General features: G+C 37.0%; 13 protein-coding genes. 7 read left to right on the top strand and 6 right to left on the bottom strand.

What is annotated here, in order from left to right; translation table 11 throughout:
- Nucleotides 1–4: 4 nt before the first annotated feature.
- The 4 genes from pepT to ACQ76T_RS14230 all read left to right on the top strand — a co-directional run bounded on the left by pepT (nucleotide 5) and on the right by ACQ76T_RS14230 (nucleotide 3,716).
- Complete coding sequence (gene pepT, locus ACQ76T_RS14245) at nucleotides 5–1,252, top strand: peptidase T (RefSeq protein ID WP_431343967.1); 1,248 nt, start codon at nucleotides 5–7, stop codon at nucleotides 1,250–1,252.
- 3 nt (nucleotides 1,253–1,255) lie between these two features.
- Nucleotides 1,256–1,822 (top strand): energy transducer TonB, encoded by a 567-nt coding sequence (locus tag ACQ76T_RS14240; RefSeq protein WP_431343966.1) that lies wholly within the window; start codon nucleotides 1,256–1,258, stop codon nucleotides 1,820–1,822.
- Between the two features lie 188 nt (nucleotides 1,823–2,010).
- Nucleotides 2,011–3,318 carry a hypothetical protein gene (locus ACQ76T_RS14235; protein WP_431343965.1) on the top strand — a complete coding sequence of 436 codons (1,308 nt, stop codon included), beginning with the start codon at nucleotides 2,011–2,013 and terminating at the stop codon, nucleotides 3,316–3,318.
- 164 nt (nucleotides 3,319–3,482) lie between these two features.
- Nucleotides 3,483–3,716 (top strand): hypothetical protein, encoded by a 234-nt coding sequence (locus ACQ76T_RS14230; protein WP_431343964.1) that lies wholly within the window; start codon nucleotides 3,483–3,485, stop codon nucleotides 3,714–3,716.
- 86 nt (nucleotides 3,717–3,802) lie between these two features.
- Here ACQ76T_RS14230 and ACQ76T_RS14225 read toward each other — a convergent pair whose 3' ends face one another.
- Entirely contained in the window at nucleotides 3,803–4,375 is a 573-nt protein-coding gene (locus ACQ76T_RS14225; protein ID WP_431343963.1) for a hypothetical protein, read from the bottom strand.
- A 166-nt stretch (nucleotides 4,376–4,541) separates the two neighbouring features.
- On the opposite strand from ACQ76T_RS14225, the gene ACQ76T_RS14220 reads away from it, so the two are divergent.
- The 3 genes from ACQ76T_RS14220 (at nucleotide 4,542) to ACQ76T_RS14210 (ending at nucleotide 7,000) form a co-directional block, all read left to right on the top strand.
- Nucleotides 4,542–5,138 (top strand): porin family protein, encoded by a 597-nt coding sequence (locus ACQ76T_RS14220; RefSeq protein ID WP_431343962.1) that lies wholly within the window; start codon nucleotides 4,542–4,544, stop codon nucleotides 5,136–5,138.
- A 79-nt stretch (nucleotides 5,139–5,217) separates the two neighbouring features.
- The gene (locus ACQ76T_RS14215; RefSeq protein ID WP_431343961.1) at nucleotides 5,218–6,276 is read left to right on the top strand and encodes a sensor histidine kinase; all 1,059 of its coding nucleotides are present in this window, start codon (nucleotides 5,218–5,220) and stop codon (nucleotides 6,274–6,276) included.
- Complete coding sequence (locus tag ACQ76T_RS14210; protein WP_431343960.1) at nucleotides 6,269–7,000, top strand: LytR/AlgR family response regulator transcription factor; 732 nt, start codon at nucleotides 6,269–6,271, stop codon at nucleotides 6,998–7,000. Before ACQ76T_RS14215 ends, ACQ76T_RS14210 begins: the two co-directional genes overlap by 8 nt.
- A 43-nt stretch (nucleotides 7,001–7,043) precedes the next feature.
- On the opposite strand, the gene ACQ76T_RS14205 is transcribed toward ACQ76T_RS14210, so the two are convergent.
- The 5 genes from ACQ76T_RS14205 to ACQ76T_RS14185 form a co-directional block, all read right to left on the bottom strand.
- Complete coding sequence (locus ACQ76T_RS14205; RefSeq protein ID WP_431343959.1) at nucleotides 7,044–7,952, bottom strand: DUF6268 family outer membrane beta-barrel protein; 909 nt, start codon at nucleotides 7,950–7,952, stop codon at nucleotides 7,044–7,046.
- Between the two features lie 124 nt (nucleotides 7,953–8,076).
- Nucleotides 8,077–9,273: a multidrug effflux MFS transporter gene (locus ACQ76T_RS14200; RefSeq protein ID WP_431343958.1), complete on the bottom strand. Its 1,197-nt coding sequence runs from the start codon at nucleotides 9,271–9,273 to the stop codon at nucleotides 8,077–8,079.
- A 168-nt stretch (nucleotides 9,274–9,441) separates the two neighbouring features.
- Nucleotides 9,442–10,260 carry a helix-turn-helix domain-containing protein gene (locus ACQ76T_RS14195; RefSeq protein ID WP_431343957.1) on the bottom strand — a complete coding sequence of 273 codons (819 nt, stop codon included), beginning with the start codon at nucleotides 10,258–10,260 and terminating at the stop codon, nucleotides 9,442–9,444.
- Between the two features lie 98 nt (nucleotides 10,261–10,358).
- Complete coding sequence (gene thiL, locus ACQ76T_RS14190; protein ID WP_431343956.1) at nucleotides 10,359–11,420, bottom strand: thiamine-phosphate kinase; 1,062 nt, start codon at nucleotides 11,418–11,420, stop codon at nucleotides 10,359–10,361.
- Between the two features lie 89 nt (nucleotides 11,421–11,509).
- The gene (locus ACQ76T_RS14185; RefSeq protein WP_431343955.1) at nucleotides 11,510–12,004 is read right to left on the bottom strand and encodes an acyl-CoA thioesterase; all 495 of its coding nucleotides are present in this window, start codon (nucleotides 12,002–12,004) and stop codon (nucleotides 11,510–11,512) included.
- Between the last annotated feature and the right edge of the window lie 100 nt (nucleotides 12,005–12,104).

Raw genomic sequence — 12,104 nt, 5'->3', positions numbered from 1 at the left:
TCTGATGAGTACAATAGAATTCAACCCATTGTGGAAAGAAAAGTTACTGAACCGTTTTCTTAGTTATGTAAAAATATATTCTACCAGCGACGCTGAAAGTGAGGCAACTCCTTCTACAGCCCGCCAGTGGGACATTGCCAACTACATCACTGAGGAACTGAAGACAATCGGTTTGGAAGATGTTTCAATTGATGAGCACGGTTATATTATGGGATATATTCCTTCTAACCTTGAAAATGATGACAGACCTACAATTGGGTTTATTTCACACTATGATACTTCACCTGATTTCAGTGGAGAGAATGTAAAACCTCAGGTTTGGGAAAACTACGACGGAAGTGATCTTTTATTGAATGAAGCAACAGGATTCACTCTATCTCCTTCAAGATTTGAAAGTTTAAAAAAATATGTAGGCCAGACTGTCATTACCACTGACGGAACCACTCTTCTTGGTGCCGATGATAAAGCAGGTTGTGCAGAAATTGTAACAGCTGCAGAATACCTTATCGCACATCCGGAGATCAAACACGGAAGAATTGCTGTAGGATTTACTCCTGACGAGGAAATCGGAAGAGGAGCTCACAAATTTGATGTGGCAAAATTTGGTGCAGAATGGGCATATACAATGGATGGTGGAGAAGTTGGAGAATTGGAGTATGAAAACTTCAACGCTGCCGGAGCGGTAGTTAAAATCCACGGATTGAGCGTACACCCAGGATATGCCTATGGAAAAATGATCAATGCTGCTCTACTTGCTGCGGAATTTATCCAAACCCTTCCTGCCAATGAAACACCGGCAACAACAAAAGGTTTTGACGGGTTCTATCATTTAATGGATATCACTGCGGATATTTCAGAAGCTAAACTTCAATATATTATCCGTGATCATGATGCTGATAAATTTGAAACTAGAAAGAAATTCCTTCAGGAAAAAGTAGCGGAATTCAACCAAAAACATGGAGAAGGAACTGCTGAAGTAGAAATAAAGGAACAGTACAGAAATATGAAGCAGCAGTTTGAAGGTAAGATGCACATCATAGATCTTGCTGCAAAAGCAATGACAGAAGCGGGTATTGAACCTAAGATTAAAGCGATCAGAGGAGGAACAGACGGAGCTCAGTTATCTTACATGGGACTTCCTTGCCCAAATATCTTTGCTGGTGGAATCAACTTCCACGGTCCTTATGAATATGTTGCTTTGGAAAGTATGGAAAAAGCAACTGAAGTAATTATTAATATCGTAAAAGCTTAAAAAATGAAAAAGCTCCTGGCATTAGCATTTATTTTATCTTTTGTTTTCGGAAGCGCACAAATCTCTGATTTTCAGAGAGCAGATTCTAAATACGAAAGAAAGAAAACGGCTCTGTATAAAAAGTATCCTAAGCCTAATGATTTAAGAACTAAGCTGGAGTGGCTTCTTACCGAGGATAAAATCAAGACCTACCAAGAGGCTCTTGATAAAGTTTCCGAAGAAGAGAAAAAAGTGATTGCCAAAGATCCGCCTGTAAAAACGAAAGTGACAAAAGAAGCAGAATATGATAAAGGTAAAGCCGCTTTCCAAAAGCAATTATCTGAAGCAATTAATCTGGATTTCTTAGGTTTTTATTCCGATGCTTATAAAGTGACGATGACTTTTGTGGTGGATTCTAAAGGAAATGCTCTGGATGCCAATGTAAAAGGAAGTAACGAGGATGTAAACTCATTCATTGAAGCTGCTTTTTACCGAATCAGAGAAAATGGAAAATGGAAACCTGCTGAAGACAAAGGAAAGCCAGTGTCATCTACTGTTTCTCTCCCCTTAGTATTCACTTTTAAAAAATAATATTACAACCCGCTCTTATTGCAGCGGGTTTTTCTTTCTTTATAAAGTATAGATTTCATCATAATTAGAAAGGAATAAAATATAAATCTCACTGAAAATCATTATGTTATTGACAGTAATTTAATATATTTCTTTTGTAAGCTTTAAATAATTCTTCTAAATTAGAAAGAAACTTAAAATCACAGCTTATGAAAATGAAATCTAATGACTTCAAAATCAACAGAAAATTTTATTTTTCTTTTCTTCTTTCTATTTTCTGTTTGCTTCTCTTAACGTCTTGTTCTCAGGATGATCCGACGGAAGCTCCTGTTGAAAAACCCACAGAGTCTGTTCAAATGAAAACTTTGGGGAGCCTGACTTTACAAAAAAATGTTATTATTCTGAATGACGAATCGGTGAATGCTATTTCTGCTCATAATGAAGGGCAAATTACATTTAGCCAAACGACACCACAAACAGACAGTATTTCTGTAGGAACTGTTATTGTGGGTACAAAAGTAGAAGGAGATCAGGTGAGTACCATCCTTTCAAAAGTAAGTTCTGTTTCTAAAACTAACAACCAGTTCACAGTACAGACCTCGAGTGCCAAGCTTGAAGAATTTATTTATAGTGGAACATTAAGCGGTGTGTATGATCCTTCAGATAAAGCTCCTGTCAGCATCAATGGGAAAATGGTGAATTATGTTCCCGTAGAAGGGATGGTTTCCCGGGAGATCAATAATAAAATCCTTTCTATTGAAGCAAAAAATCTGCAACAACAAAAAGCAGTGGCTTTCAACCGTTTTAATTTTGATAAAACCTTTTCATTTCCTCTATCTTCAGCTGGAGCTTCAAGTGTGAATGTGAAAGGTGGTTTTACTCCAAAAATTGATTACAGTATTACATTTTCGTGGGGACAATTATCCAATTTTTACGTCAACTTCATCATGGATGATATCCAACTTCAAAGCACGGCAACTATTGTCGGAAGTCTTGGCTACACTGCCAATACTACAGACTACCTGAATATTCCTATTGTGCCTGTTGTTTTAGGACCTACCGGACTTATCTTAAGCCCTACCATTTCTGCAGGTCCATTTCTTGGAGTGCAGGCAACGGGAAAGGTACAGGGACAACTTTTGGATCTTGAAGGAAATGCCAACTTTTTAGTAAGTAAAACACCAGCGATTAATATTAATCTGCAGAAGAGATCAGATCCTGCTGTTACGGGCGTAGAAGGTACCTTATCTGCTGAAGCTGGCTTAGAGGCTAAAGGAGCTGTCGGGCTGATGTTTATTTCTATTCCTATTGCTAATTCCGGCTTACGGGGAAGAGCTTCTGCTCTGTCGTCATTAGGACTCACTTTTATTCCTGAAAGAAAAGGAGTATTTTCTGTAAAAGGTAAGATTCAGGCAGATATGTTTTATGGTTTTGGAATTGCCCCTTTAAGATATGAAGGAACCATTCCTCTTTTCCAAAAAGAATATATGCTGTATCAGAAGGATTTCAATTTCTAAGATCACTATCTATCAATCGTAAGAAAGCCACTCCTGTAGTGGTTTTTCTTTGCATAATATATCTGCATATAATTCATTTACAATTATCTAAGTCAATTTTATTATATTTACAAGGACGTACAATTTTAAACAATAACATTTAACATCAAATTATCATGAAAACAATGAAAAAACTTTTAAGAAAAGACTTATCTGAAATTTTAGGAAGCGGAATCGGAGGATGCCATATGGGTGGCAACTCTTATAATTGTCAGGACGACTGCCAGTGCGCCTGGGGATATGCGTGTGAAATGTATGAAGACGGAAATCCCGGCCAATGCATCGCTGTAGGCGGTGGTGGAAATCCTGGCGGCGGCGGATGCAATCCTCCTTCTATCTGTGAAGAACAACCTTTTTAGTAATAGAAAATCGGAAGTATTCTTACTTCCGATTTTTATTTTTAACCTCAAATATGGGTAAGAAACTGCTGGCGCAAATAAGCCAATTAATATAAACTTTCCATAATCCACTTCCCGTCTTTCTTTTTGAAAGGCAAAATTACGTACGGAGGTTTCTTATGTTGGGGAGTCTCTATCTGAACTATGGCCCTGTCATATCTCTTATCAAACAATACCCTATGCAGTTTGTAATGCCCAATATAATTGCTGTCATCAGAGGGTTGGGAAATCCTCTTCATATTACTTTTGAATTTTAACTGACTAAAATCAATCACGAGCGGTTTATCTGATCTATCTTTAACTTCATAAAAGAAGAGTCTGTTGTGCAGATCGTCCCAAATACCTTTATTTTCAGAAAAATCTGCGGGATATAAGGTATCTGATATGGTAAAGGAATGCTCACTCTTGGCAATCCTTCTTTCAGCAAGATCAACAGCCTTGCTGAAGTTTACATTCTTTTCTTTTAAAATTTTAAGCGCTAATGAGTCTATGGAAGGATAAACATATTCATCCACGGCTTTGCTCAGTATTTTATACTCCTCTTTATCATAAGAAACACAGGAAGATAGCGTAAGTACAATGGAGAAACACGATAAATACAGAATTCTTTTTATGATCACGATTATTATATTATTCCCTAAATATAATGCTTTTATATCTTTTTCTTTATAGGTTCACAATGGAAATATACAACTTGTCAACGTTCTGTTGCCGTTCATCAAATAAAATTTTTCCTACACACTAAGAATTGTTGTTTTGTATCAAATTTCTAACAATAATAAAATTATGAAACAACAATTTTTAGCATTCTCTGCTCTTTTATTGTGTATCACTTGCTCTGTGGATACTCAGGCTCAACAAAAAACAGCTTTTCACATTGGAGTAAAAGGAGGAGCCAATTTTACCAAAACGTCAACGGAGTCTTCTTCCTTGGAAGGAAAATACGGTTTCGGATACCAGGCAGGGATCATGACGAGATTCGATGTCGGAAGCCTTTATGTACAAGGCGAAGCGCTATTCAACAAAAGAAAAGCGTCCTACGACATAAAGGAAGGAGGTTCTGCAAAACTGACATGGAATGCCATTGATATTCCTGTAGTGGTAGGATATAAAATCATAAAAAATGATGACATGAATCTAAGAGTGTTTGCCGGCGGGGTGTATAGCTATGCTTTCAACAACAGTTTATCTGCTTCTCAGAATTTTCAGGATGGTTTCAAAAAGTTCGACAAATCCAATATTGGAATTACAGGAGGTCTTGGGATGGATTATAAAAACTTCACGGTTGATCTCAGGTATGAAACGGGGCTTTCAAATATCAGTAAAGATTTCAAATCCAAACCTCATGGTTTCAGTCTTGGGATAGGTTATTTTCTATTCTAAAAACTTCATTTATCTTTACCTGTTAGAAACTGTTGTCCATACAGTTTCTAATTTTTTTATCAAATCATTGTAAACCCTTATGACCAAATCTTTTGTTTTAAAAGAATATATATTTACCTTTATTTTCTGGCTTGTTCTGGGTATTGTATTATGGTGCAATTTTCAGATTACCACAGAAAAATATCTTGCAATGATTCAGGCTGTTATCATTGTGGTTTCTTCTTTTGCATTCACCCATTTTTTAACTAATAAACTTCTTCCAAAAGCTTTGCGGGAGAAAAAGATGAATCGCTTTCTGATACAGGCAGTCCTGGTTATTTTCATATTGAGCATCTTCTTTGCTATAATTTTCACTTATCTGGAGGTAGCTCCAAAAAATCAACTTCCTAGAAATTTTTCAGATCAGTTTCCTTTTTTATGGAAGGGTTTTTATATGTCTTTACCAGCTTCTTTTCTGATTAATGGAGCAGCATGTGGCATCAAATTTTATAAGGAACACGGAAGAATAGAACGAGATCATATTCTTCTTCAGCAGGCACATCTGGAAAATCAGCTTAAACTTTTGCAGGAACAGATCAATCCGCATGTTGTTTTTAATATTCTGAATCATATTCATATCCTTATGAAAACCAATACGGAGCTTGCCGATTTTTTGCTGATGAGATTCTCAGACATTCTCCGGTACCAATTGTATCATTGCAATCAAAATCTGGTTCCGCTGGATAAAGAAATCGATTATCTTAAAAATCTGATTGAGGTCGAAAAGCTGCGTTGGGGAAATGAACTGAATGTAGATGCTACCATGGAGTTTCAAACTAAAAAAGCTTTTATAGCTCCTCTCCTTCTGGTTCCTTTCATTGAAAATGCGTTCAAATATGTGTGTAGACTTCCCGGTCAGACAGGGTATATTAAAATTATTTGTAAAGAAGAAAGCAGTACTCTTTTCCTGTATGTTGAAAATTCATATTCCGATATTCCTCTTCAAAAAAGTAAAGACGGAGCTGGCGGAATAGGTCTCCAAAATGTAAAAAAACGTTTAAAACTACAATATCCTGATGCTCACGACCTTATCATTGAAACAGATCATCTAATTTATAAAGTAACGCTAACCCTAAAATTGTCTGAAGAAAATGAGTAGTATTCCCAAAATGAAATGCCTGATTATAGATGATGAACCTTTAGCCAGATTTCATCTTAAAGAAATGGCTGCACAGATTGATTTTTTATCTGTAGAAGATACCTTTGCTACCGCGTTGGAAGCCAATAACAAGGTAAAGGAAAGTGATATTGATCTTCTTTTCCTCGATATCAATATGCCTTACCTGAATGGTATCGATTTTTTGGAACAGCTTGAGCATCCTCCCTTATGCATCTTTACTACCGCACACTCTGAGTATGCTTTAGAAGGATTTCGTCTGCAGGTCGTGGATTATCTTTTGAAGCCGATTGCTTTCAACCGTTTCTATCAGGCTGTTAATAAAGCTCAGCAACAGTTCATTACCAGCGAAAAATTAAAGAGAAACACGTTGTTGGATGATCCTTTTCTGTATGTAAGACAGTCTGACAGTTTCATTAAGGTTTCCTGGGTAGATATTTTGTACATTGAAAGTATGCAGAACTACACCAAGCTTCATTTTAAAGATAAATCCCTGATTATTCATCAGACGATGAAGGCTATCGAAGAATCTCTTCCTTCCGATCATTTTTTCAGGATTCACAAGTCTTTCCTCATCAATATTACCCACATTGATATGATCTCCGGAGGTCGTTTATTCATTAATAAGACGGAGCTTCCTATTTCGCGTACAAGAAAAGAAGAACTTCTGAACCAGGTGGTTTACAAAAAACTCATCAGCAAATAGAAATTGAAAGGGAAGGCGTTTGTCCTTCCCTTTTATAATTATTTTATGGCAGGTTCCAACGTAGGGATACTGCAGCATAAAATGTGCTTGAAAACCTTGGATCGGCTATTTTTTTGTCTCTGAAAATACTTTTGATTTTCCGGTCATTTTCACTGAAGCTCCTTAACAAAGCTGTTCCTCCCGTAAGGCGCAAAGTAAGTTTATCATTGAGCTTTAGTTCCGGCCTGATTCCGGCAGTGATTTGCTGGTAACCCATTAAGACCGATTTCCCGTCTTTATTTCTCTCCACCGTCATTCCATTGAGATTAACGACAGCTTTTAAAGCAAATTTATCCGAGAATAAATAGCCAGCTTCCATTCCTTCCGGGAAATTGATATTGAATTTAATTTTTCCGTTGGTTTTCCAGTCAAAATAAATCCATGGCAACACCATAGGCACTCCGAATGCTGTGGTAAGTACAGGTCCTCCTCCTAGCGCAAGATTCGGATTAAAATGTCTGATAAACAAAATTCCTCCCTGTCCCAGCACATCATCAAAGTTCACTTTTTCCATATCGGTGTACACTCCTACTGAAGCAGTCATCATCATGCTCCACTTTTTTCCCAGAGGCCTTATGTGCTGTATTCCAACTTGTGCATTCAGCATTTGATCCGGAAATAAAGACGTTTCATAATTTTTATGAGTCATCTTTGCGTAAGATCCTCCAACAAGCATAGACCAGGCTTTTACTTTTCCATTCTCATCTTTTTTTACCGATAATGGAATACTCAGGTTCAGGTCTACCCTTTTAAAGTCGCTTTTAGAGTTTGTCTTCAGGCTGTCTTCCGGACGGATGTAGTTTGAAAAAGGAATATATTCAGTTTTAAATTCCGCTGAAATTCCGGTTTGTGCTTTAAGCCAGGTTCCTAAAGGCAATAAACAGCAGAAAGCTGTGAAAAGACTTCTTTTCATATTTTAAATTTTATGCAAAGAGAGCCTTTTGACTATTTTTCACAAAAATTACTTGATTAAGTGTCCGGATGGTATGACAACATGATCAAATAATAGGATTTAACTTTCCGGTAGGAGCCAATAGCTAAACTGTTGCTTTCTGAGCCTTAAAAATACGATATCCGAACCCTACAGCGATTAATGCCATGACAGAACGTGTTACTACCATCGGAATGATAGAATCTGCTTCTAAGAATCCTATTAACCCTGAGATTAAGAAAGTAACCATCAGCTGCATGAATCCCAGTAATGCCGCCGCAGTTCCTCTTCCTTCTTTAAATGGAGATAAAGCATGAGCCGATGTAATAGGAAACAAAATACCGATTGCCAGTAATGACAGATAAAGCATGGCAATTTCGAGCGCAATCGAAAGGTTTTCAGCAGCAATCAGGATGTGAAGTGTACATACAACCAACAACACAATGGTAGCAGTAAATAAAAGTGCTGAATTGCTTATTCTTTTAATCAGTTTTGGAGTAATATACGCAGCCGTTATCAACGCCAATGAGTTAAAAGCAAAAATAAAACTAAATGTACTGCTTGAGAACCCATGGATCTCCATGAATAAAAACGGAGCATTTGAAATATAAATAATCAGAGAAGCAAACGCAATACTTCCCACCATGGTACTGTTGATAAAGTCTTTATTGGAAATGATCATTTTCAGTTGGTCTTTCAAACCTTTCTCATTCAACACCTCATCATCCGAAAGAGTAATTCTGGCATTGGTTTCCGGCACATATTTATACACCATAAAAAAAGTAATCAGTCCCATGATGCATAAAAAGGCAAAAGAACTGTTCCAGCCCCAGAATTTAAGAAATACACTTCCCAGTAACGGAGCCACAATAGGAGCAATACCACTGATCTGTGATTGCTGGGAAAAGATAGTAACGGCTTTATGTTTATCATAGAGATCAATAATGATCGCTCTACCAATCACAATTCCGGCACTTCCCCCGAACGCCTGCAGAAAACGCATCGCCCATAAAACATAAATATCTGAGGTAAAATAAATAGCCGTAGCCCCAATAATAAAAAGCAACAATCCACAATATAACATGGGTTTACGTCCTTTTTTGTCGGATAGCGGCCCCCATAAAAGTTGCCCAAAAGCAAATCCTGCAAAGAAAACAGAAATGGAAACCTGGATATGTCCGATGTCTGTATTAAAAATCTTAGCCATACTTGGGAAAGCAGGAAGGTAAAGATCTATACTCAGCGACTCTAATGTGTTGAGTAGTGCAAGAATAAACACTACAATATTCAAATTCTTCTTCATAAATAACGATAAGCCTTCACAGGCGATTTTTCCAGCTGCAAAATTGCTGTAAAAAGCATCATTTTTCAATAAAAGAACTGAAGGAAGGATAGCACAAACTGAGGATTGAATAATCCATTTAGGTCAAAATTATTTATTTACGATAAAAATAATGGAACATTCTGAGGATTAACCTTTTCCAGAATTGAATCCGTCAGGATTCTGCCCAGTATGCTTTTTAAAAAACCTGGAAAAGTAAGAAGCATCACTGAAACCCAGCTTAAAAGCAATTTCCTTTACCGTTAATGCTCCAAAACTAAGCTCTCTTTTAGCCTCCAGAAGGATTCTCTGGGCGATCATTTTTTTCACGGTTGTTCCTCTGGAAAGTCTGACAATATCATTCAGATGATGAGCGCTTATTTTGATCTGTTCGGCATAGAAATCTGTATTTTTCTGAGTAACGTAATGCTCTTCTATCAATGAAACTAACTTTTGAATTCTTGGTTTGTCATCTTCGGAGGTATTCTGTACCTGAATCTGGTCTGTGATGATAAGGCAAAAAGCTCTCAGATAAGCTTTTAGAATTTCAACCCTTCCACCTCCAAGATATTCTTGTTTGATCATTGAAATAAGTGTATTTCCGGTCTCACTGCTCTCTTCATCTAAGAAGAAAGGTTTTGCTCCGTTTGCCAAAATAACTTCGGTATCGCATGCTTCTTTGAAAATTTCTTTGCTTATGGCCAATACATATCCTTTTTCATCGCGTAGTTTCATATTAAAGACCTGCCCGGGAACAATTATACAGATCTGATTGTTTTGAATAGTATAGCTTTCAAAATCCAACTCAAGCCGGCTATTACCATGAACTTCTTTGAACCAGATAATTTCAAAAAAATTGTGACGGTGTACATCCTCAAAGTTTTCAGGATGACCGTTTTCCAAAGTATTCACCTGGAATTCTTCAGAGACCAGATTATGAACAGGAATTTTTTTCTCAGATAAGCTCATCTATCAATATATGAAGTTCAACAATGCACTTACCTAATAACAAAAACCACAGCAAAAAAGTGCTGCGGTTTTCTACAATATTCAAAATTAAATATAATTTATCCATTCTGATTACCCAAAAAAGCATCCCAACCTTGTGCTGTAAGAGCTACTAATTGGTTTGAACCTCTTGCTACCATAAAGTTTCCGTCTTCTTTTTCAACAGCATGTCCTATAATGGTAAAATCAGGATGGTTTTTAATTTTATCAAAATCATTGGATGAAATCGTGAACAATAGTTCGTAATCCTCACCACCACTTAAAGCAGTCATAACAGGATTTAAATTCATTTCATCAGCAGTAGCGATGGTAAGGCTATCCATCGGTACTTTTTCTTCATACAGTCTGAACCCAACGTTAGACTGATCTGAAAGGTGAAGAATTTCAGAAGCCAAACCGTCCGAAATATCAATCATCGAAGTAGGTTTGATGTCTAGTTCTTCTAAAATTGTTTTAATATCTGTTCTTGCCTCAGGTTTTAATTGTCTTTCAAGGATATAATCATACCCTTCCATTTCCGGCTGCATGTTTGGATCTGCAAGGTAAACAGCGTGTTCTCTTTCCAGAATCTGCAGTCCCATATAGGCTCCTCCTAAGTCTCCTGTTACTACAAGAAGATCGTTAGGTTTTGCCCCGCTTCTTTTTACGATATTGTCTTCGTTTTCAATTCCTACTGCTGTAATACTCATGACCAGCCCGGAGTTGGAACTTGTTGTATCTCCTCCAATCAGATCCACCTTGTATCTTGTACATGCCGCCTGAATTCCGGAATAGATTTCTTCCAAAGCTTCTACAGGAAAACGATTGGATACTGCAAGAGAAACCAAAATCTGTGTAGGTGTAGCATTCATAGCAGCAATATCGCTAAGGTTAACTACTACAGCCTTATATCCAAGGTGTTTTAAAGGTACATATCCCAGGTTAAAGTGTACTCCTTCCGCCAGAACATCTGTTGTAAGAACTACTTTTTTATTTTCAGGGTTAATCACTGCCGCATCATCTCCTACTCCAAGTACTGAAGATTCGTTAGACAGAGGAAAATGTTCTGTCAGATGTTTAATGAGACCAAATTCTCCTAGTTTCGAAATGGGCGTGAGCTCCTGTGATTTATCTTCAAACATACATTTTTATTTATAAGTGATCATTGATAAATGATAGATCAAGGATACTACTTTTTATCGTGTATCGCTGACGAATCATCATTCATCATTTATATATTTATTTCTGCCGGATCAATATTGTGTGGTTGGAAAGGAAGCTTTTTGAAGTCTTCTTTTGACAATACCACGGTTTCCGGGCTCTTATATTTATTCATCGCTTCCACAACATCATCTGGTGGTGTGGTCATTTTTCTAAGCATCATATCAATCCAAACTCCTGTAGCTTCAGCGGTAGCACAGTGCATACCGTCTGGTGTATAGAATTTGTGTAAGAAACGGTAGATAGAAGAATCTTCTGAGCATCCGTCTATTTCTACACTTACGATCACGGTTTGATCTGCATAGATTTCCTTAAAGAAAGAATATCTTTCGTGCAGGATCACTGGGCCTATTCCCCATCTGCTCAGCTGGGTAACTCCCATTTTTTCTTTGGTCATAAAAGCCATTCTGGCTTGTGCACAATATTGTACATAGGATGAGTTGGCTAAATGCTTGTTGGCATCAAGATCGCTCCAACGCACTTCAAATTTATGGTAGAAAATCATGTGAAAATCGTTTTTTGTCTCAATAAAATTATAATCTTCAAAAATACTCAAATAAGATGGTTTATAAAAATTGTACTTTTGAAAAAATAATCTTCAGCAT

This window comes from Chryseobacterium sp. JK1 (assembly GCF_050632815.1).
GTDB lineage: Bacteria > Bacteroidota > Bacteroidia > Flavobacteriales > Weeksellaceae > Chryseobacterium.
Note: the sequence above shows the minus strand (reverse complement) of the source record. Positions and strands in the feature narration are given on the sequence as shown.